This is a genomic window from Devosia sp. GW821-FHT12F11, assembly GCF_058806655.1.
This window is the reverse complement of record NZ_JBXAPX010000006.1, coordinates 341,877-363,240: the sequence shown is the minus strand read 5'-3', so window position 1 is coordinate 363,240 and position 21,364 is coordinate 341,877. Positions and strand designations below refer to the sequence as shown.

Annotated in this window: 23 protein-coding genes; 14 read left to right on the top strand and 9 right to left on the bottom strand. The window is 65.5% G+C overall.

Going from position 1 to position 21,364, the window contains the following annotated elements; genetic code table 11:
- Window positions 1-9: 9 nt before the first annotated feature.
- Both AC1ROK_RS19390 and AC1ROK_RS19385 read right to left on the bottom strand, forming a co-directional pair.
- Window positions 10-747, bottom strand: a complete 738-nt coding sequence (locus tag AC1ROK_RS19390; protein WP_492849907.1) for a 3-hydroxybutyrate dehydrogenase — start codon at window positions 745-747, stop codon at window positions 10-12.
- Window positions 747-1,337 carry a helix-turn-helix transcriptional regulator gene (locus AC1ROK_RS19385; RefSeq protein WP_492849905.1) on the bottom strand — a complete coding sequence of 197 codons (591 nt, stop codon included), beginning with the start codon at window positions 1,335-1,337 and terminating at the stop codon, window positions 747-749. The genes AC1ROK_RS19390 and AC1ROK_RS19385 overlap by 1 nt, the downstream gene beginning before the upstream one ends.
- An 80-nt stretch (window positions 1,338-1,417) precedes the next feature.
- Between AC1ROK_RS19385 and AC1ROK_RS19380 the strand changes: the two genes are divergently transcribed.
- Window positions 1,418-3,346, top strand: a complete 1,929-nt coding sequence (locus AC1ROK_RS19380) for an acetoacetate--CoA ligase (RefSeq protein WP_492849903.1) — start codon at window positions 1,418-1,420, stop codon at window positions 3,344-3,346.
- Window positions 3,343-4,518 (top strand): acetyl-CoA C-acetyltransferase, encoded by a 1,176-nt coding sequence (locus AC1ROK_RS19375; RefSeq protein ID WP_492849901.1) that lies wholly within the window; start codon window positions 3,343-3,345, stop codon window positions 4,516-4,518. Before AC1ROK_RS19380 ends, AC1ROK_RS19375 begins: the two co-directional genes overlap by 4 nt.
- Window positions 4,519-4,767: 249 nt before the next feature.
- Here AC1ROK_RS19375 and AC1ROK_RS19370 read toward each other — a convergent pair whose 3' ends face one another.
- Entirely contained in the window at window positions 4,768-5,244 is a 477-nt protein-coding gene (locus AC1ROK_RS19370) for a Ros/MucR family transcriptional regulator (RefSeq protein ID WP_492849899.1), read from the bottom strand.
- Window positions 5,245-5,648: 404 nt separating this feature from the next.
- Here AC1ROK_RS19370 and AC1ROK_RS19365 point away from each other — a divergent pair, with 404 nt between their 5' ends.
- The 6 genes from AC1ROK_RS19365 (at window position 5,649) to AC1ROK_RS19340 (ending at window position 11,180) form a co-directional block, all read left to right on the top strand.
- Window positions 5,649-7,406, top strand: coding sequence for an AfsR/SARP family transcriptional regulator (locus tag AC1ROK_RS19365; RefSeq protein ID WP_492849897.1), 1,758 nt, complete (start codon window positions 5,649-5,651; stop codon window positions 7,404-7,406).
- 20 nt (window positions 7,407-7,426) lie between these two features.
- A complete protein-coding gene (locus AC1ROK_RS19360) occupies window positions 7,427-7,645 on the top strand; it encodes a hypothetical protein (protein WP_492849895.1) in 219 nt (72 codons plus the stop codon).
- Between the two features lie 90 nt (window positions 7,646-7,735).
- Complete coding sequence (locus AC1ROK_RS19355; protein ID WP_492849893.1) at window positions 7,736-8,854, top strand: YcaO-like family protein; 1,119 nt, start codon at window positions 7,736-7,738, stop codon at window positions 8,852-8,854.
- Window positions 8,851-9,546, top strand: coding sequence for a TfuA-like protein (locus tag AC1ROK_RS19350; RefSeq protein WP_492849891.1), 696 nt, complete (start codon window positions 8,851-8,853; stop codon window positions 9,544-9,546). Before AC1ROK_RS19355 ends, AC1ROK_RS19350 begins: the two co-directional genes overlap by 4 nt.
- Before the next feature lie 53 nt (window positions 9,547-9,599).
- Entirely contained in the window at window positions 9,600-10,733 is a 1,134-nt protein-coding gene (locus tag AC1ROK_RS19345; protein ID WP_492849889.1) for a hypothetical protein, read from the top strand.
- Between the two features lie 87 nt (window positions 10,734-10,820).
- Window positions 10,821-11,180 carry a hypothetical protein gene (locus AC1ROK_RS19340; protein ID WP_492849887.1) on the top strand — a complete coding sequence of 120 codons (360 nt, stop codon included), beginning with the start codon at window positions 10,821-10,823 and terminating at the stop codon, window positions 11,178-11,180.
- Window positions 11,181-11,193: 13 nt separating this feature from the next.
- Here the strand turns inward: AC1ROK_RS19340 and AC1ROK_RS19335 are convergent, their stop codons facing one another.
- On the bottom strand, window positions 11,194-11,460 hold the full coding sequence (locus AC1ROK_RS19335) for an usg protein (RefSeq protein ID WP_492849885.1): 267 nt from the start codon (window positions 11,458-11,460) through the stop codon (window positions 11,194-11,196).
- Window positions 11,461-11,628: 168 nt separating this feature from the next.
- Here AC1ROK_RS19335 and AC1ROK_RS19330 point away from each other — a divergent pair, with 168 nt between their 5' ends.
- A complete protein-coding gene (locus tag AC1ROK_RS19330; protein ID WP_492849883.1) occupies window positions 11,629-12,003 on the top strand; it encodes an iron chaperone in 375 nt (124 codons plus the stop codon).
- Window positions 12,004-12,035: 32 nt separating this feature from the next.
- The gene (locus AC1ROK_RS19325; RefSeq protein ID WP_492849881.1) at window positions 12,036-12,260 is read left to right on the top strand and encodes a hypothetical protein; all 225 of its coding nucleotides are present in this window, start codon (window positions 12,036-12,038) and stop codon (window positions 12,258-12,260) included.
- 52 nt (window positions 12,261-12,312) lie between these two features.
- On the opposite strand, the gene AC1ROK_RS19320 is transcribed toward AC1ROK_RS19325, so the two are convergent.
- The 3 genes from AC1ROK_RS19320 to AC1ROK_RS19310 form a co-directional block, all read right to left on the bottom strand.
- The gene (locus AC1ROK_RS19320) at window positions 12,313-13,080 is read right to left on the bottom strand and encodes a nuclear transport factor 2 family protein (RefSeq protein WP_492849879.1); all 768 of its coding nucleotides are present in this window, start codon (window positions 13,078-13,080) and stop codon (window positions 12,313-12,315) included.
- 186 nt (window positions 13,081-13,266) lie between these two features.
- Window positions 13,267-13,692 carry an Rrf2 family transcriptional regulator gene (locus AC1ROK_RS19315; RefSeq protein ID WP_492849877.1) on the bottom strand — a complete coding sequence of 142 codons (426 nt, stop codon included), beginning with the start codon at window positions 13,690-13,692 and terminating at the stop codon, window positions 13,267-13,269.
- A gap of 61 nt (window positions 13,693-13,753) precedes the next feature.
- A complete protein-coding gene (locus AC1ROK_RS19310; RefSeq protein ID WP_492849875.1) occupies window positions 13,754-14,755 on the bottom strand; it encodes an AraC family transcriptional regulator in 1,002 nt (333 codons plus the stop codon).
- Between the two features lie 153 nt (window positions 14,756-14,908).
- On the opposite strand from AC1ROK_RS19310, the gene AC1ROK_RS19305 reads away from it, so the two are divergent.
- From AC1ROK_RS19305 to AC1ROK_RS19295, 3 genes are all read left to right on the top strand, one after another.
- Window positions 14,909-15,658, top strand: a complete 750-nt coding sequence (locus tag AC1ROK_RS19305; RefSeq protein WP_492849873.1) for an alpha/beta fold hydrolase — start codon at window positions 14,909-14,911, stop codon at window positions 15,656-15,658.
- Window positions 15,659-15,769: 111 nt separating this feature from the next.
- Window positions 15,770-17,830, top strand: a complete 2,061-nt coding sequence (locus tag AC1ROK_RS19300) for an ATP-dependent helicase (RefSeq protein ID WP_492849871.1) — start codon at window positions 15,770-15,772, stop codon at window positions 17,828-17,830.
- Window positions 17,831-17,874: 44 nt separating this feature from the next.
- Entirely contained in the window at window positions 17,875-19,035 is a 1,161-nt protein-coding gene (locus AC1ROK_RS19295; protein ID WP_492849869.1) for a winged helix-turn-helix domain-containing protein, read from the top strand.
- 148 nt (window positions 19,036-19,183) lie between these two features.
- Here the strand turns inward: AC1ROK_RS19295 and AC1ROK_RS19290 are convergent, their stop codons facing one another.
- On the bottom strand, window positions 19,184-19,876 hold the full coding sequence (locus tag AC1ROK_RS19290; RefSeq protein WP_492849867.1) for a pentapeptide repeat-containing protein: 693 nt from the start codon (window positions 19,874-19,876) through the stop codon (window positions 19,184-19,186).
- A gap of 144 nt (window positions 19,877-20,020) precedes the next feature.
- On the opposite strand from AC1ROK_RS19290, the gene AC1ROK_RS19285 reads away from it, so the two are divergent.
- Window positions 20,021-20,467: a porin gene (locus tag AC1ROK_RS19285; protein ID WP_492849865.1), complete on the top strand. Its 447-nt coding sequence runs from the start codon at window positions 20,021-20,023 to the stop codon at window positions 20,465-20,467.
- Window positions 20,468-20,532: 65 nt separating this feature from the next.
- Here AC1ROK_RS19285 and AC1ROK_RS19280 read toward each other — a convergent pair whose 3' ends face one another.
- Window positions 20,533-21,276 (bottom strand): outer membrane protein, encoded by a 744-nt coding sequence (locus AC1ROK_RS19280; protein ID WP_492849863.1) that lies wholly within the window; start codon window positions 21,274-21,276, stop codon window positions 20,533-20,535.
- Window positions 21,277-21,364: the final 88 nt, after the last annotated feature.

Genomic DNA, 21,364 nt, shown 5'->3' with positions numbered 1-21,364 from the left:
GCAGGTCGCCTACCGCGCCGTCCACCCGCCATCGATCGCAATCGTCGTCCCGGTAATCGACCGTGCTGCGTCGCTGGCGAGATACGAGGCCAGGCCAGCGATTTCCTCGGCTTCGACGAAGCGGCGGGTGGGTTGCGAGGCGAGCATGATGTCACGGATCACCGCCTCACGGCCGAGGTTGTGCACCTTCATCTGGTCGTCGATCTGCTTTTCCACCAGCGGGGTGCGGACATAGCCGGGGCAGATGGCGTTGGCGGTAACGCCGGCTTCGGCGACTTCCAGCGCCACGCTCTTGGTCAGGCCGACAAGACCGTGCTTGGCGGCGGTATAGGCGGATTTGAACGGCGAGGCGATCAGCCCATGCGCCGAGGCGATGTTGATGATGCGGCCCCAGCCGCGCAACACCATGCCGGGCACCGCCGCCTTGATGCATTCGAACGAGGCATCGAGGCTGAGGGTCCGGACGAGATCCCAGTCGGCGCGGGCGAACTCGGCGACCGGCGAGACCTTCTGCGCCCCGGCATTGTTGACCAGCACGTCGAGCCGGCCGTAGCGAGCGATGACGTCGGCAACCAGTTGCTCGCCCGCCCCCGATTGCATCAGGTCAGCGCGGAAATAGTCGTCGGCGCTGCGCTCGACGATGTCATGCCAGGCAATACGGAACCCGTCCGCTGCGAGCCGTGCCGCGATGGCCGAGCCGATGCCTCCCAATGCGCCGGTCACCAGCGCCGTCTTCTGCTCTGTCATCACCCTTCCCTTTCGTTGAACCACGCCATCAGTTCGGCGCCGTTGCGCACCCCGATGGTCTTCATCAGCCTGGCGCGATGCGCCTCGACCGTCCGTCGCGACAACTTGAGCTCGGCCGCGATCTCGCCGCTGGTGCGACCCTGCGCCACCAGCATGAGAATCTGGCGCTGCCGGCCGGTGAGCACGTGCTCGGTCGGCAGGATGCCGCGCTGCATCGGCTCGAAGCAGTAGATCGCCTCGGCGAACGGATCGTCCGGCGTGTTGGAGCGGCCATGCACGCGGCACCACAGCGTGCTGCCATCCTTGCGCCGCATCACCCGCTCGTCGAAGTAGATGGCGCCCGCGGCGAGGTGACTGCGCCACAATTCGCCCACCCGGACGAAATCGCCGACATCCTGGTAGAGCTGCCGGAAACTGGCGCCGAGCATCTCGGCGCGGTCATAGCCGAACAGCGCCGCGAATGGGGCGTTGCAGTCCCTGATGATGCGGTGGGCGGCGAACACGATGGGTACCGGAATATCGGCGAGCGAGTAGCCGAAGCCTGCCGTACCGGGGTCGACCTTGCCAAGACTGGGAGGGAGAGGGTGCATGCAGTAGAAATACGACTCCTTGTCGAGACGGCACAAGCAATAGCGTCGCCTCAAAACGGGAGGGTGAAATTCTCTGGCAGATGGATCCGGCGCGCCAGCGCGCCACCTTGCTATGGCAGTTCACTGAACTGACCAGCGCCAGCCACGGCTGCGCGCCCGACGATTACTGGGGGCTGCACCGCTGGTCGATCGCCGAGCGCGGCGCGTTCTGGAGCGCAGTGTGGGATTTCTGCGGCGTGATCGGCGATAAGGGCGAACGGCTGGTCATCGATGGCGAACTGATGCCCGGTGCACGGTTCCTGCCCGATGCGACGCTGAACTTCGCCGAGAACCTGTTACGGCGCGATGGGCCGACCGATGCCATCGTCTTCCGCGACGAGGCGGGGGCGCGCCGGCGCTGGAGCTGGGATGAGCTCCGCCAGACGGTGTCGCGCCTGCAGCAGGCCCTGTTGGGGCTCGGCATCGGCGCGGGCGATCGCGTGGCGGGGATGCTGCCCAACCTGCCCGAGACGGTGGCGATGATGCTGGCGACCGCCTCGATCGGCGCGGTGTGGTCATCGTGCTCCCCCGATTTCGGGCCGCGCGGTGTGCTCGACCGCTTCAGCCAGATTGCGCCAAAGCTGTTCGTGACGGTCGACGGCTACCACTACAATGGCAAGCTGATCGATATCGGCGCCACCATTGCCGAGGTGGCCGGAGCGCTGGCGCCGGCGCGAACGGTGGTGATCGACGTGCTCGGCCGCGCTGCACAGAGCGCCGGACGCATCGACGGTGCGGTGACGATGGAGGCGTTCCTCGCGCCCTTCTCCGTCGAACCGGTACGCTTCGCGCGGCTGCCATTCAGCCACCCGCTGTTCATCCTGTTCTCGTCCGGCACCACCGGCAAGCCAAAATGCATCGTCCACTCGGCCGGCGGCACGCTGTTGCAGCATTTGAAGGAACACCGGCTGCACTGCGACGTGCACGAGGGCGACCGGGTCTTCTACTTCACCACCTGCGGCTGGATGATGTGGAACTGGCTGGCCTCGGCGCTGGGCTGCGGGGCGACGCTCTGCCTCTACGACGGCTCGCCATTCCATCCCGAGCCGACGCAGCTGTTCGACTATGCCGAGGCCGAGCGCTTCACCCTGTTCGGCACCTCGGCGCGCTACCTCGACTCGGTGCGCAAGCTCGCGTTGAAGCCGATCGAGACGCATGACCTCAAATCGGTACGCGCCATCCTTTCCACCGGCTCGCCGCTGGCGGCGGATTGCTTCGACTATGTCTACAGCAACATAAAGGGCGACGTGCACCTCGCCTCGATCTCGGGCGGCACCGACATCGTCTCGAGCTTCGTGCTCGGCGTGCCGACGCTGCCGGTGTGGCGCGGCGAAATCCAGGCGCCGGGCCTGGGGCTGGCGGTCGATGTGTTCGACGAGGACGGGCAACCGATGCGCGAGGGCAAGGGCGAACTGGTGTGCCGGGCGCCGTTTCCGTCGATGCCGATCGGCTTCTGGAACGATCCGGACGGCTCGCGCTACCGCGCCGCCTATTTCTCGCGTTTCGACGGCGTCTGGGCGCACGGCGATTATGCCGAATGGACGGCGCATCACGGCATCATGATCCATGGCCGCTCCGATGCGACGCTCAACCCGGGCGGCGTGCGTATCGGCACCGCCGAGATCTATGCCGTGGTTGAGGAACTGCCCGAAATCGACAGCGCACTCTGCATCGGCCAGCAGTGGGAAAACGACACCCGCGTGGTGCTGTTCATCAAGCTGGCGCCCGGGGCAGCGCTCGACGAGGCCCTCAGGCTCAGGATCCGCTCGACCATCCGCAGCGGCGCCAGCCCGCGCCATGTGCCGGCCAAGGTGATCGCGGTAGCCGACCTGCCGCGCACCCGATCGGGCAAGCTGACCGAACTGGCGGTGCGCGACGTGGTGCATGGTCGGCCGGTCCGCAATGTCGAGGGGCTCGCCAACCCGGAAGCGCTGAAACTGTTCGAGAACCTCGCGGAGCTCACCACATGACCACCCCCGTTCACATCGTCGCGGCCCGCCGTACGCCAATCGGCCGCTTCGGCGGCGCTTTCGCCGAGCTCAGCTCGGCGGTGCTGGGGGCCGCGGCCATCCGGCAGGTCCTGGCCGATAGCGGCGTCGACCCGGCCATCGTCGACGAGGCGATCATCGGCCAGGTGCTGACTGCAGGCGCGGGCATGAACCCGGCGCGGCAGGCGGCGATCGGCGGCGGGTTGCCGATCGGCGTGCCGGCCTTCAGCGTCAACAAGGTCTGCGGCTCGGGACTGAAGGCGATCCACCTCGGCGCGCAGGCGATCGGGGCGGGTGATGCCCAACTGGTCGTCGCCGGCGGGCAGGAGAGCATGACGCAGGCGCCGCATCTGTTGGCGGGGCGCCGCGCCACCAAGCTCGGCGATATCACCGCCACCGACAGCATCATGGTCGACGGGCTGGTCGACGCCTTCAACCACGTCGCCATGGGGATTACCGCCGAGGGGCTGGCGCAGAAATTCGACATCTCGCGCGACGCTCAGGACAGCTTCGCCTTGGCCTCACACCAGAAGGCGGTCGCCGCCGCTGCGGCCGGCCGCTTCGACAGCGAGATCGTGCCGGTAAGTGTCACCGAGCGACGCGAGACGCGCCGCGTCGCCGCCGATGAACAACCGCGCGCCGACACGACGCTGGCCGCGCTGGCCAGGTTGAAACCGGCCTTCGACGCCGGTGGCACGGTGACCGCCGGCAACGCGGCCAGCCTCAATGATGGCGCTGCGGCGGTGCTGCTGGCCTCCGAGGCGAAGGCGGGTCAGCTCGGATTGACGTCGCTTGGCCGCATCGTCTCCTGCGCCTCGGCGGCGCTGGAGCCGATGGAGATGGGGCTGGGTGCTGCGACGGCGGCGCAGCGGGCGCTCGACAAGGCCGGCTGGCGGTCGGCCGAGTTCGACCTGATCGAGCTCAACGAGGCCTTCGCCGCACAGGCGCTCGCCGTGATCAGGGCGATGGACTGGGATCTCGAGCGGGTCAACGTCAACGGCGGCGCCACCGCGCTCGGCCATCCGATCGGCGCCTCGGGGTGCCGCGTCGTGGTGACGCTGCTGCACGAGATGCGGCGGCGCAACGCCCGGCGCGGCCTCGCGACGCTATGCATCGGCGGTGGTCAGGGCGTAGCAATCTGCATCGAACGCTGAGGGCTGCTGGCTGATATTTTGCTGACATGGCGCATAACGCCAGCATCACGAACATCGGATTACCATGCCGGTCGCATAGGAAATTCGGGTCCTGTGTCCTACTGCTCCCTCCCCCACCAAGCGGAGGGGGCAGTTTTTGAGCCACCATCCCGCCCTGCCGATCACGGCCGGGTCTGCGATCAGGTGCATCCATAGGACAAAAAACCGGCGCAGTGAGCGCCGGTTTGGTTTAGCTTGCCGCCGGTGATGTCAGGAAACGACCTTGGCGCGCCCGCGGGTGGCTGTCGATTTGGGCTTGCGTCCGAGACCAATGGTCTTGGCGAGACGCGAGCGCGCTTCCGAGTAGGTCGGCGCCACCATCGGATAATCCACCGGAAGACCCCATTTCGCGCGGTATTCTTCCGGCGACATGTCGTATTCGGTCCGAAGATGGCGCTTCAGCGACTTGAACTTCTTGCCGTCCTCGAGACAGATCAAATAGTCCGGTGTAATCGATTTCTTCACCGGAACTGCAGGCCTCAGCTCCACGACTGCTTCCGGCTCGGGCGCACCGCCCAGACCACTCAGCGTGGCATGCACGGTTGCGATCAACTTGGGAATGTCGCTGGCGCTCAGTGCGTTGTGACTCACATAGGCGCTGACGATGTCGGCGCTCAGTTCGATCAGTTGGGAACCTCTAGCGTCCGCGATTGCTGCTGCAGCCAAGTTCGATGTTCCTGATTCCATTCGTCCCTCGATATTGTTGCCTAGGTTTCGGGTCCTATATGCGGGACACTGCGGCCCACCCTCCGCGCCTCCTCGCAGTTATTGTGCTAGCGCATCACGCTTGGGTAGCTTACTTCAATGCGTTATCTAGCCGTTACGTGGCTACGCTTTGCCCTTTACTTCGTCAAGTAAACTTCCACCAATTTCGACGGATCAACTGAGCAATGCCGATCACTTCTATGCGTGAAACGGTCACCCTGCAGCTTTTGGGGACCCCGGTCCTCCGCTTGGCGGACGGTTCGGCAGTAAAGCTGCGCCAAAAGGCCTATGCCCTTGCAGCTGTGCTGTATCTGGACTTTTCCAACCGGGCGCGACGGTCGGCTTTGGCGGAGCGGACCTGGGAAAGCAGCACCGCAGAACAGGCAATGACCAATCTGCGACAGACCCTGCTGCATACGCGTGAACTCGAAGGCAGATACGGGTTCGACCTATTCGATGCCGACGCCACGGAAATCGAACTTAACCGTGATGTAGTGCTCGACCTGCGCGAGATCGGCCGCGTCCGCAGCGTCGAGGATGCGCCCGAGCTCGAACGGCTGATCAGCCTCTATCGCGGCGAGTTGCTGGCCGGCGTCGGCGGGGTGGGCAGCGAGTTCGATCAGTGGCTGGCGCTCGAGCGCACCCGCATCGAGAATCAGTTCTCCACCCAGGCGACCGAAGCAGCTTTGCGCATCGGTGGTCGCGGCGCCCACTCGGCGCTGTTCCGCCTCGCCGAGCGCCTGCCCTATTCGGACGTGGTGTGTCGCGCCACGATCGAGCTGTTCCGCTCAGAGAACAATGAAAGCGGTGCGCGGGCGGCATTCGCGGCCTTCCGCAACCGGCTGCGCCACGGGCTCGGCATGGAACCGGCGGCGGAAACCGCCGAGTTGTTCGACCACGACGACGAAGCGACCCCCGCCCAGCCGCGCACCATCGAGCGGCGCCGGCCCATGGCCGACGAGGACAGGGCGCGGGTGAGCTTTGTACCCCGTGTGGTGCTGCTGCCGCCGCTACAGGATTTCAAGCAGGCGAGCATTCCCAAGCACCTGGCGCCGGCGCTGGTCGAAGATGTGACCATCGGACTGTCACGCCTCAAGTCCCTGTCGGTGATCGCGCCGCATACGGCGTGGCAGCTCGACCCGTTCACCGCTTTGGACGAGGTGCGGGCGCACCAGATCGATTACGCGGTGGAAAGCCGCATCGCCCCGCATTTTGCCGGCGACGGGCTGTCGCTCGCAATCCGCCTGGTGCGCGCTGCCGGCCGTGAGATCGTCTGGGCCGATAAATTCGCCTTCTCGGCGCTGACCGCCCCGGAACGCTACTGGGACTTCACCAACGGGGTGGCGCGCGCCCTCGCCGAATCCATCGAATCCGCGGAGCTGCAGCGCGAGCGCACGCTGCGCGACGCCAATGCCTACTCGCACTACCTCGCCGGACGGCAGAACCTCAGGACGTTCGACCTGCCGAAGGTGCGGCGCGGCCGCAAATCGCTGCGCATCGCCCGCGACATCGAGCCGGAACAGGCCACGATCGAGAGCGCGCTGGCCCGCTCCTATGTGGTGGAGTGGGTGCTCCGGTCCGGCTCGGACAAGGCGCTGCTCGACAAGGCAAAGCTGCATGCCGAACGCGCCGTATCGATCGATCCCAATGACGGCACGGCATATCGGGAGCTTGGCCGCGTCGCACTATTCGATCGCGACCTCGATCAAGCCCTCGCCCATATGTCGACAGCGGCCGAACTCGCGCCGAACCACGCCGACATTCTCGCCGACTTCGCAGATACCCTTGCCCACAACTCCAACCATCGCGAAGCCCAGGAAAAGATCGAAGCCGCCATGCGGCTCAACCCGATCCCTCCCGACGAGTACCTGTGGACGCTGGGTGGCATCAACTTCTTCCGCGGGCGCTTTGACGAGGCGCTGGCCAACCTGAGCCAGATGCGCAATCCGGAACCGGCCTATCGCTTGATGGCCGCCGCCGCCGCGATGGCGGGGCAAATGGAACTTGCCCGCCGCTATCGGTTGCAAGCGCTTAGATTGCAACCGGATTTCACAACTGCTCGTTGGCTATCCCGAGTGCCTCAGCGCGATCCCTCTGATGTCGATCTGTATATAGACGCATTGCATAAGGCCGGTTTCAAGTAGGCCGACAAGGAGAAATACCAATGCGTTACGTCATTATTGGACAGAAAGACTCTGAGCAGCTGCTGGTCGTCGACACCCAGCTGATGACTGTGACCCCGGTTGACCAGGACACCGTGGTCCCGGCCAACGTTCGCTCCGCACTGCAGTCGGGCAACGCCATTGTCGACGGTATTAACATCGCGGTGGCAGCCGGCAATCGCGCCGATGGCAGCGGCGCCTGGTTCTACAACTCCAAGTAAGTCTTGAATTTCAGAGCCCAGCTCCGCCCGGCAGCCGATACGGCTCCAGGCGGCACGCGCAATCCCGCGGCCCTGCTGCGGGATTTGTCGTTGCACTTCGCCGGACTCGGCATCACCCGGCTGGCCCGCCAGACCGGGCTCGACCGCATCGGCATCCCCTGCTATGCCGCCATCCGGCCTAACTCAGCGACGCTCGCCACCCATCAGGGCAAGGGCGTCGACGACATCTCGGCCCAGCTCTCGGCGGTGATGGAGGCGGCTGAATACGCCATCGCGGAAGCGCCTGACACACCACAACGAACCCTCAGCATCGCCGAGGCGCAGGCCCGTGGCCTCGAGCTGCTCGACGTAACGCACCTGCTGCCGCGCGGCGCGGTGATCGACGAAAGCATGCCGATTCGCTGGGTCGAGGGGTTTGCCCTGACCACCGGCGCGCCGGTGCTCGTGCCCTATGACGCGGTGGTGCTGGGCACGCCGCCTCGCGACCTCATCGGCCTGTCACAGTCGACCAATGGCATCGCTGCCGGAACGCGCCTCTCCGGCGCGCTGCTGCATGGTTTATGCGAGGTGGTCGAGCGCGATGCGGTGTGCCTGTGGAGCTATAAGCCCGATGCCGCCGCCCAGGCCACGGCCGTCTCCCCCGCAGCATTCGGCGATGCGGCGGTCGACGCGCTGGTCGACAAGATCGCCCGTGCCGGCTTCCGGCTGCGGCTGTTCGATCTGACCAACAATATCGGCGTGCCGGTGATCTATGCGGCTTTGTTTCCCGCCGATGGCGCCGACAAGCATTTCGACCTGACCACTGGCGCCAGTTGCCACCCCGTTGCGGCGGTTGCGGCGCGGCGCGCCATCGTCGAGGCGGCGCAGACGCGCATCACCAATATTGCCGGGGCGCGCGACGATATTGTCGAAGGCGAGTATGACCAGCAACTCGGCCGTTCCATCGCGGTGCTGACCGAAGCGACGCCTGCCACGCGGCCGGCGCCCATGGGCCTCATGGCCGACAGCGGCGAGGACGTATTGATCGGCGCACTTCAGGCCGGGCTCGCCAGGGCAGGCCTCCATCGCATCGTCGTCATCCCGCTCGGCGGCGAACCGTTCGGCATCCGGGTAGCCAAGATCTATGTGCCCGGTCTCGAAGACCGGCTGACCAATTCCAACTGGCGCCCCGGTTCGCGCGCCACTGCCGCCATGCTGGGGTTCCTGTGAAAGTCCTGTTCGCCGGCCCGTCGCTCTCCGGGCAAGACTACGATCGCAGCGGACTCGATGTCCGCCCGCCGGTCAGGAAGGGCGACCTGTATCGCGCCGTGCTGGATGGCGCCGAGGCCATCGGGCTGGTCGACGGGGTGTTCGGCTTCGTGCCCTCGGTCTGGCACAAGGAGATCCTGTTCGCACTCAAGCAAGGCATTCCGGTGCTGGGCGCCGCCTCGATCGGGGCGCTGCGAGCAGCCGAGTGCGCGCCCTATGGCATGGTGCCGGTAGGACCGATCGCTCGGAGCTATGCGAGCGGCGCGCGTACCGAGGACGGCGATGTCTGCCTCGCTCACGCCCCGGCCGAGCTCGACTTCCTGCCGCTGAGCGAACCGCTGGTCGATGCCGAGGCGACCATCGCTGCCATGGGCGTGACGCCCGCCGAGGCGATCGCGCTGCGCCTCTCAGCCAGTGACATCTACTTTGCCGACCGCACCGTCGAGGCGATCGTTGCCGGCGCCGGGCTCGATCCATCGTTTGCCGACCGCTACCGCGCGGCGCGGGTGCGCGCCAAGACCGCCGATGCGCTGCTGCTGGTCGAGCAACTGAGGGCATTGCCGTCCGGCCGCGGCCCGATTCCGGACTGGGTCTTCGTCGAGTCCGAACCCTGGCGCCTCTACTTGGCCGAACGCGCACAACAGGCGGCCTAGCGCTACTCCCTTGCGCGGCGCTATGTTGCGAGGGACGGACCTGGGAGGGGCTCATGGCCATCCGCCGTGCCGGCTTGGCGCTGCTGCTCGTGCTTGGGCTCGCCCGCACTGCTCTCGCCACCGATCCAATCCTCGGGCAGGCGGAGGTCGAACGCCGTGCCGAAGCCGCGGCGCGCTACCTGGTGGCGACCGAAACCGCCGAGGGGCGCTTCTTCTACGAGTTCGATTTCCTGCGCTCGCACTTCACCCCGGACGACAACATCGTCCGCCAGGCCGGCGCCGGCTTCATCCTCAACCAGTTCTATTTCCTCTCCGGCAAACCCGGCTTCGCCGAGCCGTCGGCGCGCACCATCGCCTACTATGAGGCCGAGTCCATCGCCGTCGGCGACGGATTGCTGCCGTCCGAAGACGGCACGCTGGCCGGGGGACGCGCCGGAGCCGCGGCGCTTGCCCTGCTGGCCGAGCTGTTCCATAGCCGCGCCATTGGGTCCGGCTTCCGCCCGGACCTGCGCGAGGCCTGGTTCCGTGGCCTCGCCGCGCAACAGCTCCCCGATGGCGGCATCGCGCAGATACCGGGCGAAACCACCGCCGACTCCTACGCCACCGGTGAAACCTGGCTGGCGCTCGCGCACTACATCGACCTCGCGCCCGATGCCGCCGGGCTCGCGGCAGTGCTCGAGCGGCTCGAAACCGGCGTCATGGCCAGGTACCTCGTCACGCCCGACCGGATGTTCGCGCATTGGGGCATGATGGCTGCGGCGCAGCGGCTCGCAACCACCGGCGAAGACCGCTATCGCGACTTCCTCGAGCGGTTCGCCGGCAACTATGTCGAGACTCTCATGCCCTCAGCCGACAGCGGGACCAATACCTGCGCAGCGCTGGAGGGGGTGATCGCCGCGGCCGCGGCGCTCGGGCGACATGGCGCCCCCGATCTCTCGGCGACGCTGCGGGCGCGTATCGAAACGGACCTACCGCACAACCTGAGCCTGCAACTGGCTGGCGACAGCACGCGGCTGGAGTTCGGGCCAGGTCAGTATTACGAGGACGCCAAGCTGAAAACCCTGGCCGGCGCTTTCCGGAACGGCGCCTACGTGCTGCGGTCACGGGTGGATTCGACCCAGCATTGCCTTTCCGCGCTGCTGCTCTATCGACAGTTGATCGAGGGTACAGGCGGCTGGACGATGTGATCGACATCCGTGTTTTACTGTGTTGCGGCCGCATCGGCAAACTGATCTAGTTGAGTTGGGGGCGTAATCGTACGAAGGAGACTTCGCATGCCTCCAGTATCGACCCAACTCACCCACCGCATCCGCATCGGAACCATCGCAACGCTGGCCGCCGGCGGCCTGCTGTTGCTCGCATCGTCCGCCAACTCGCAGACGGTGACGCCGCAAAGCGTCGACCCGCTGCAGCATTTCATCGACTGCGCCGGTGTGCTGATCACCGCTCCGGACATCCACGCCGCCAACTGCCTGCCCAGCAATGTCGCGCCGGAGACCAAGGCGCTCGGCGCGGCCGGCAGCGGCAACTACGATCCGTGTCCGGTCCGCGTCAAAGAGATCCAGCTCGACGGCTACGACGAGTGTTACGGGGACGACACTCTCGAGGAGGTCGACGACACGACCAACAGCTAGCCCCTGACAACGCCTAATGGAGCCGCGCGCCCTTGAGGGTGCGCAGTTCCACCGGGTGGATCAGTCGTGCGTGCGCCACGGTCACCGAGTGCAACGGTCCCTCGATTTTCTCCTCCCAGAACGCCAGGAACTTTCTGAGGCTGGGGAACTGGGGGAACACGTCGTATTGCTGCCAGACGAAATCCTGCAGCAGCTCGAGGTGATCGGGCACGCGATAGATGATCTGCGCGGTTGTGAGGCCGAAACCTTCAGTATCGGCGTCCGGGCTGGTGAGCGACATCAGGCACCTCCGATGGGCGGGCGACCGGATGAACATGAGGCGAAGCCGCCCGCATGACAACAGAGTTGCACGAATAGTTTAACGATTTCAATAGTATAGCAGCAATCAACGGAGAGTGCTGACAGAGCGGTGGGGCCGTGCGAGGCTATGGTGCGAGAGGAGACGACCATGCCCGCGCCGATGCCCGAGACCACGCGCAGGTTCCTCGCTGCCCTGCCCGCGGCGCAGCGGCAGGCGTTGGAACACCTGCGAGAGGTGATCATTGCAGCAGCGCCTGAGGCCGAGGAATATGTCGGCTACGGCATTCCGGCCTTTCGACAGGATGGCGCGCTGGTGTCGTTCGGCGCCGCCAAAACCCATTGCGCTTTCTACGTGCAGAGCCCCGCGGTGATGGAGGCCCATGCGGCCGAGCTGGCCGAGCTCGACACGTCCAAGGGCACGGTGCGCTTCACGCCCGACACGCCGCTGCCGGACGCGCTGGTGACCAGGCTGGTCAAGGCGCGGCTCACCGAGAATGCGGCGCGCAGAGCCAGGAAGAGGTAGACTGAACCCGCGGCGCCTTGAAGGAGGCAGTGATGGCAACACTGGTTCGACTGACGGAGGAACAGATAGAACGCCTGATCGTCGGCATGGAGGAGATGGAAGAGCGCCTCAAGGACATGCACGAGGAGCTGATCGAGATCGGCGTTCCCAAGGACACGCTCACCCGCTTCGCCAAATTGCATGACCGCTATACCGAGGGCGTGGCGTTCATCCTCAGGCAGCGCGAGCTCGGTCGCTCCGAGGATCGTTCGGGCTGAACAACCTCTGCCGCCACGGCCAAGAGGCGTAGGGCGCCGAGGCGCCCTACATTCAGAAACCGAACTTACCGTTCTGGTTCTTCCACTCGCCCTGCGGCGGGATGGTTTCGAGCGTGTCCCAGTGTTCGGCGATCTTGCCGTTCTCGGCGCGGAACAGATCGTAGAAGGCGGTCGGCTTGCCGCCGAAGCTGCCCTCGCTGACGACGAGCACGAAGTTCCCCTCGCCGAGCACCTTGTGCACCTTGTCGTATTTCATGGTGATGCCGGCCTTGGCCATCGCCTCGAGCGCGGCGCCCAGACCCGACAGGCCATTGGCAATCTGCGGGTTGTGCTGGATGTAGCTGTCGCCATCGAAGTAGCCGGCGAGCTTCTCCAACCTTCCATTGACGAGGATGTCGTCGACGAACTGCGCCACCAGCGCCTTGTTGGCTTCGGTCTGATCGAGGTCGCTGGCGGTGGCCGCGCCGTCGATCATGCTGTTGCCACTCGGGTTGGCAGGCGCCGTCTCCTGCAGGTTGTCCCAATGCTCGACGATCTTGCCGTTCTCGAAGCGGAAGATATCGAAGCCGATCTTGGGGCCGAAGAACTCGTACTCGGTATGGGCGAAGACATACTCCCCATCCTCAAACACGCGAACGGTGTTGACCTTGGCCGAGTTCGGCGGGAGCGCGGCCAGCAGCGCGCCGAAGCCGGCGAGCCCGTCGGCCGCCCCCAGATTGTGCTGCGTGTAGTGCTCGGGATTGATGACGGCGACCGGGCCGGCGGCGCCGGTTTCGATGGCCTTGAGCAGGTCGACGACCTGCTGCTCCTGAGTGCTCATGGCTGGCTCCTGTGCAAATAAGGGTGTGGCCGGCAGCACTGCCGACGAGGTGATCAACGTCGCCAGAGTGATCGCTGCGAGGTCCAGGTTCGTCATATTCTGTATCCAGATCGGTTACACATAATGGTATCTAATCCGGATACACATGATTGTAAAGAGGTCCGGCTCGACGGGCGTGCCTTCGCGTCAGGCGACCTTGTTGCGCTCGGCGATATCGGCGGCGAGGTCGGCTATCGTGGTCTTCGCCAGCTGTGCCTGCAGCGCGCGCTCCGCCTCCAGCATGCGGCCCTTCAGCACCGCATCGATGTTGCGGCCAACCGGGCACTGCGGGTTGGGAGTGTCATGCAGGGCAAACACCTGCTGCTCCTCGTCGATCGCTCGGTAGACATCCAGCAGGCTGATCGTGTTCGCCGGATGCGCCAGCAACGCGCCACCGCCGGCGCCCAGTTGCGACGCGGTGAGGCCCGCCCTCTGAAGCTGCGTCAACAGGCGCCGGATGAAGGTTGGATTGGTGTTCACGCTTGCGGCAATGAGCTCGGACGTCGCGGGCCGGCCGTCCTGATAGGCGAGAAAGGTCACGATGTGCGTGGCGACGGCAAAGCGTGTGTTCATCGAGCGGATCCCATGTGTACCCAAAATAGGAACACAAAGGTCGGCTGGCAACCGATGGTTGTCACGGCGAACCGGCGAACCCACCACGCATGGCCTGCGCCGGCGGGTAGCCGAACTGCGCTTTGAACGCCCGGCTGAACGCGGCGTCGGAGTCGTAGCCGACCCGCCGCCCGACCTCGCTCACCCGCGTGTCGGGCCCCTTCAGCATCTCATTGGCCAGCAGCAACCGCCAGCGCGTCTGGTAGTGCAGCGGCGCCGCGCCGATCAACGTCGCAAAACGTTCGGCAAAGCTCGAGCGCGACATCCCGGCAATGCCGGCAAGCTCGGCTACGGTGCGGCGGCGGAACGGCTCGTCATGGATGGCTTTCAGCGCCCGGCTGATCCGCACATCGGCCAGCGCGCCCAGCCAGCCGCGCTTTTCCGGCGGTGCGGTGCGCACCCAGGTGCGCATGGCACGGATCACCAGCACGTCGATCAGCCGCGAGATCATCAGCGACGAGCCGGGATGCGGCACCCTGGCCTCGGCGAGGAGGAAATGCGCGATCCCCTCGACCCAGGCCTCCTCCTCGCTGCGCAATGCCTTCGAGATGTGGATCAGCGAGGGGAGCACGGCGAGCATGGTCGGCATGTTGTCGCCCTCGAAGCGGAACGCCCCGGTGATAAGCTGGGTCATGGCCCCATTGCCGCCAAGGCGGATGGCGAGTTGCTCCCGCATCTGTGCCTCCAGCACCTCGCGGATCGGCACGGGCGTCGCGCCATCGACGCCGATGCTGTGGCCGCTGCCCTGCGGCAGGACGATCAGGTCACCCGCCGCAGCGGTGATCCGCCGGCCGTCGCTGGCCCGCACCTCCATCGTGCCTTCCGACACCACATGGAAATAGGCCGAGCCGGCCTCGAACTGCAGCGCCCAGGGCGCCGTGAGCTCGCTTGAGAAGATCAGCTCGCCGCGCAGCCGGATCAGCGTCAGCACCTGCGACAACAGGTCGACGCGCGACGCCATCATCGGGAAGCTGCCTTCGGATTCCAGAGCATGAACTCCGGAGGCGCGATCATGGTCGTTCACGGCCCTCACCTCTATCTCTACGGCATCGCTTGGCGAGGAACTTCAACAATCCTCGGGCGAAACGCAAGATCCGGTTTTTACAAGCGCGGCGCCAGCCAGCGGCAAATCGACTTTGCCGATCGTCCAGCCTCGCCTCAACATATGGAGATGAAAATGAAGTCCCTTCTGTCCGCCGTCGTGTTCAGCGCCGCCGCTGTCGGTGCTGGTGGCGCCGCTCTCGCCCAGGAGCCTGCCAGGAATGTCGTCCTCGTCCACGGCGCCTTCGCCGATGCATCGAGCTGGGACAAGGTCGCCGCCATCCTTTCGGCCAAGGGCTACAAGGTGACCCAGGTCGCCAATCCGCTCACCTCGCTCGCCGACGACGTCGCCGCCACCATGGCAGCACTCGACGCCCAGGACGGCCCGACCGTGCTGGTCGGCCATTCCTGGGGTGGTGTGGTGATCGGGGAAGCCGGGGCTGACGCCAAGGTCAAGTCGCTGGTCTATGTCTCGGCCTTCGCGCCGGACAAGGGCGAAACTCTGACCAAGCTGCTGTCGGGTGGCGCACCGAGCGAAGGCGTCAAGGCGATCCGCCCGAACGTCGAGGGTGGGCTGATCTTCGACCCGGCCCAGTACCCCGCCCTGTTCGCCGGCGACCTGCCGGTGGCGGAGGCCGAGGCCAGTGCAGCGACACAGCTCCCCTCGAACCCGGCCAACTTCGACGCCGTGGCCGAGGTCGCCGCCTGGCACGACAAGCCGAACTTCTACGTCGTGACCGCCGAAGACCTGGTGCTGCCCCCCGACGCGCAGCGCTTCTTCGCCGGCCGCATCGGCGCCACGGTCACCGAGATCAAGGCCAGCCATTCCGGCCTCATCTCGAAGGCCGAGGACGTCGCCAAAGTGATCGAAGCTGCAGCGCAGTGACGATTGGACCATGGAGGCGTCGGCTCAGACCGCCGGCGCCTCGATCCCGTGAATTGCGAACAAAGCGAGAATGATGCTTCCTGATCCGGACCTCCAGCCGGATCGATTCGCGTGCAGACTGCCTTAGCCCCCCACTATCTCGACAAGCTGAACCCCGAGCAGCGGCAGGCAGCGGAGCATCTGGGTGGGCCGCTGCTGGTGATTGCCGGGGCAGGATCGGGCAAGACCAACACCCTGGCGCACCGCGTGGCGCACCTGATCGTCAACGGCGCCGATCCGCGCCGTATCCTGTTGATGACCTTCTCGCGCCGCGCCGCCAGCGAAATGCAGCGCCGGGTGGAGCGGCTGGTGGCGCAGGTGATGGGCGCCAAATCCGGCGTGATTACCGATGCGTTGAGCTGGGCCGGCACCTTCCACGGCATTGGCGCGCGGCTGCTGCGCGAGCATGCCGAGCAGATCGGCCTGACGCCGGGCTTCTCGATCCACGATCGCGAGGATTCCGGCGACCTGATCAACATCATCCGGCACGAGATGGGGTTCTCCGAAGCCAAGAAACGCTTCCCGACCAAAGGCACCTGCCTCGCCATCTATTCGCGCGTGGTCAACGCGCAGGACGACCTCGACGCGGTGCTGAAGGAAGCTTTCCCCTGGGTCGCCATGTGGGGCCCACAGCTGCGCGAGCTGTTCGCCGCCTATGTTGAGTCAAAGCAACGCCAGCAGGTGCTCGATTACGACGACCTGCTGCTCTACTGGGCCGCCATGATGCGCGAGCCAACGATTGCCGAGGATCTCGGCGGGCGCTTCGACCACGTGCTGGTCGACGAGTACCAGGATACCAACCGGCTGCAGGCCTCGATCCTTTTGGCCCTGAAGCCTGATGGAGACGGGCTGACGGTCGTCGGCGACGACGCGCAGTCGATCTACTCGTTCCGCGCCGCGACGGTGCGCAACATCCTTGATTTCCCCGGCGCCTTCACCCCGCCGGCACGGATGGTGACGCTCGACCGCAACTATCGCTCCACCCAGCCGATCCTCGAGGCCGCCAACGCGGTGATCTCGGAGAGCAAGGAGCGCTTCACCAAGAACCTCTGGACCGAGCGGCAGGCCACCGAAAAGCCGCGGCTGGTGACGGTAAAGGATGAGCCGAGCCAGGCCCGTTACGTGGTCGAGAGCGTGCTGACCTGCCGCGAGGGCGGCACGGCGCTGAAGCAGCAGGCGGTGCTGTTCCGCACCTCCTCGCACTCGGCCGAGCTCGAGATCGAACTGACGCGGCGCAACATCCCGTTCGTCAAGTATGGCGGGCTGAAGTTCCTCGACAGCGCCCACGTCAAGGACATGCTGGCGCTGCTGCGCTTCGTCGATAACCCGCGCGACCGCGTTGCCGGCTTCCGCGTGCTGCAGCTGCTGCCGGGTATCGGACCGGGCGCCGCGGGCAAGGTGCTCGACCGCATGGCCGAGAGCCCCGACCCGCTGGTCGAATTGCTGAATACCGCTCCCCCGCCGCGCGGCTCCGAAGCCTGGCCGGCGCTGCTCGAAGTGGTCGAGCATCTGGGCAAGGGCGGTGGCGGCTGGCCGGCCGAACTGCTCAGGGCCCGCATGTGGTACGAGCCGCTGATGGAAGCAGTGTACGAGGATGCCGAAGTTCGGAAGGAAGACCTCTACCAGCTGGAGCAGATCGCCGCCGGCTACCCGAGCCGCGAGCGCTTCATCACCGAGCTGACGCTCGATCCGCCCGATGCCACCTCGGACCAGGCCGGCGTGCCGCTGCTCGACGAGGATTTTCTGATCCTCTCGACCATCCATTCGGCCAAGGGGCAGGAATGGAAGAACGTCCATGTGCTGAACGTCGTCGACGGCGCCATCCCGTCAGACCTCGGCACCGGCTCGACCCACGAGCTGGAAGAGGAGCGTCGGCTGCTTTACGTGGCGATGACCCGGGCCCGGGACGAGCTGCACCTGATGGTGCCGCAGCGCTTCTACGTGCACCAGCAGACTCCCTATGGCGACAAGCATGTCTACGCCCAGCGCAGCCGCTTCATCACCAAAGCCATGCTGCCGCTGTTCGACGACATGTTCTGGCCGGCGGTGAAGCCGGCCGCGATCAGCGGCCTTGCGCCAGGGACGGCGCGCATCGATGTCGGCGCGGGGCTCTTGGCGATGTGGAAGAAATGAAACCCTGACACGCGCTGGCAGGATGATGCGCTAGGCTTGTCAGCATGAAGAAACCGCTCAACCTCACCCTGCCCCACGCCCGTCGGATCTGGCTGCACGCCCAGCGGCTCGATGAACGCGAACCGTTCGGCGCCGGCCCCGAGGCGACCCGCCAGGCGGTGGAGCAACTGGGCTATGTGCAGATCGACACCATCAACGTCATCGAGCGCGCCCACCACCACATCCTGTTCACCCGCATCCCCAACTATCGGCGCAGCGACCTGGCGCAGGCGCAGTCGGTCGACAAATCGGTGTTCGAGTACTGGACGCACGCCCTGGCCTATGTGCCGGTGCGTGATTTGCCGTTCTACATCGACGAGATGAAGCAGCATCGCAGCGAGCCGATGCGCTGGTATGCCGATGCCGACCCCAACGATCTGAAAAAGCTGCTGCGCCAGATCCGGAAGGACGGCGCCATCTCGATCCGCGATATCGACACCGACGAGCTGGTGGAAAAGGACCATCCGTGGGGCAGTCGCAAGCCATCTAAGCGCGTGCTGCAATACGGCTTCTTTTCGGGCGAGCTGACCATTTCCGAACGCATCGGCATGGTGAAGACCTACGAGCTGATGACGCGGCACTTCGGCAAGCTGCCCAAGGCGGCGACATCGAGGCAGATCGATACCTACCTGCTCGATCGGGCGCTGACCTCGCAGGGGCTGATCAGCGGCCCATCGGTGATGCACCCCAAGCTCCGCTTTACGCCCGAACTGGCCAAGCTGATCGAGACCAGGCGACGGAAGAAGGCGCTGCTGCCGGTGACCGTCGGCGATGATCCGACGCTCCACTATGCAACACCCGAAGCGCTGGAAACGCCGGAGCCCAAGGGCCCGCCGCTGGTGCACATCCTCTCGCCGTTCGACCCGCTGGCCATCCAGCGCCGGCGCACCAGCCTGTTCTTCGGCTACGACCATGTGTTCGAGGCCTATGTGCCCAAGGCCAAGCGCAAGTTCGGCTACTTCACCCTGCCGGTGCTGGCCGGCGACGAGATCGTCGCGGCCCTCGACCTCAAGACCGACCGTGCCGCCGGCAAGGTATTGATCCAGGCCTGGCACTGGGTGGGCAAGGGCAACGCCGCCGAGCACAAGGCCATGCTCGAGGATGAACTGGGCCGGTTCGAGCGGTTTCAGCTGGCGAGCGACGAGGCTGCAGCGCCGGCCGCTTGAGTCCGTGTCGTGCCACACCCGCCGGCGTCATTCCCGCGAAGTCGGGAACCTGGTGGGATATCGCCTGGCAAATGGAGGCTGAAGCATCTCACTGGGTCCCCGCATTCGCGGGGGATGACACCGGTGGGTGTTCGCAAACCATGGGCACTTACCGCGCCCGCACCTTGAGCCCGGTCTGGCTGAGGATCAGTTCCGCCTGCGCCGCCGAGACCACAGCACCCTTGAAGCGGCCGGCCTGCGCGAGGATCGAGAGACCGCCCAGGTCGGCGCCACGCAGGTCCGCATCCTGGAACCGCGCCTCCTCGATATTGGCTTCGCGGATCGAACAGTTCTCGAAGCTTGCCTCGCGGAAGTCGCATCTGGCGAGATCGGCGGAGCTGAAGTCGACGCCGACCAGCGTCTCCTTGCGGAAATTGAAGCCTGGGAGCTTGGCCGAGACCAGCAAGGTATTGGTGAACCGCACGTCCATCGACTTGGCCTCCGCCATGTCGCAGCCGGTGAGCTTGCAATCCTCGAACGAGGCCGACGACAGCGTGGCGCCGCGAAAGCTGGCATTGTTGAAGTCGGACGAACGAAACGCCGCATCCTCGAGATTGGCGCCGCGGAACAGCGCGAAGGCGCCGCGGCAGTTGAGGAAGCGGGCAAGCTCCAGCTCGGCCTTGCCGAAATCGGTGCGCACCAAGCTGCAACGCTCGAACACCCAGCCGGTGAGATCGAGATCGGCGAGCTTGGTTTCATCGAGATTGCAGCCGAGGAGGCGGACCGGATCGTCACCCACGAGGGCGGTGACATCGGCGCGGGCGAGCGTGCGGTCTTCTATGGTGATGGCGGGAGGATTCATGTCGCTCGTTCTAGCGATTGACACCGAGTCGGTCGACGGCCAGGCAAAAAACCGCAGCTGAAAGTAACAAGTTGCATCGTTACTTTGGCTTGCGCCTGCAGAATCGCCAGTGATAATTGCGCCGTCAATTTGGGGCAAATCACCATGCGCATACTGCTTGCCGCCGCGGCCTCCGCGGTCATTTTTTGTTCTTCCTCCACCTACGCTGCCCCGGAATATGTTCGGGTCTGTGACGTGTACGGGACGGGATGGTTCTACATCCCCGTCACCGAGACTTGCTACAACGCGAACACCGGTGAAACCAAGAAACAAAGTCCGTACGGTACCATCAATGGCGAGAGCGAAATGCTCGAGCAGGTGCGGGACGCCAACGAGGGTGTGGCGCTGAGCCTTGCCTTGCCGACCGCCACGGTCGATACGGGCAAGACCTTCGGCGCCGCCGTCAATTTCGGCACATTCAACGGAGAAAGCGCCATCGGTGTCGGCGGCGCCATCGTCGCGACCGACGGCTTGACCATCACTGGCGCCGTGGGTGTCGGCCTTGGCCGCGGTACTGCCGGCGGCCGTGCCGGTGTGAACTACTCCTGGTAGTCGTAAACAAGAACGGCGCCCTTCTGGGCGCCGTTCCGGTCGGACTGGTGTCGTCCAACGGCTGCTTAGTTGAAGCGGTAGCGGACCGTGCCGCGCAACTCGTGGATCCAGTTATTGTCGATCTCGTAGTAGCTGTCGGACTCCGGATCGGTCGGCGCGTTGTTGATCTGGTTGATGTAGAGGCCACGATAGCCGACATCGGCCACCCAGTTGCCCATGTCGTAACCCACACCGACCATGACAGCCGCCGCGGCGCTGACATTGCCGCCGGTTGGCACCGGCTGAGGCACGCCGAGCGGCGAGTTGATCTCGGCGTGGTTCCAGGCCAGACCGGCGCCGGCGCCAACATAGCCGAAGGCGCCGCCGGCGCCCGAAGAGTAGGAGAAGTCGCCGCCGAGACCGAAGTCGTAGTAGACGTTGGCAAGCGCCACGGTCGAACGCAGCATCAGCGTGTAGTCGCCGGCGTCCGGAGCGGGAGCGGGCTTGGTGATCTTCAGGCCCTTGGTCTCAACCGAGTCGATCGTGCCGTCGAAGCGCAGACCGGTGCCGGTCTCATACCCGAAGCCGGCGCCCCAGCTATAGCCATAACCGTAGTCGACGATCTCATGGGTCTCATCGAGCCACGGATGCACGACTTCGGGCGCCCAGTGAATGTTCAGTGCGGCCGAGCCGCGCAGGTAGAACGAGCCGCCGATATCGTAATCGACTTCGGGGATCTCGGGATATTCAGGCATATCGGCCGCCATCACGGGGCCGGCGAGCAGCAGGGCGGTTCCTACCGCAGCCGCTGAGGCAAGATATCTACGCATATTGCAGGGTCCTTGTTGCCACGACGACACCAGTCGAGTGGCCCCACCTTGCCTGCCTTTTCTTAAAACCCACTTAACCCTAACGGAT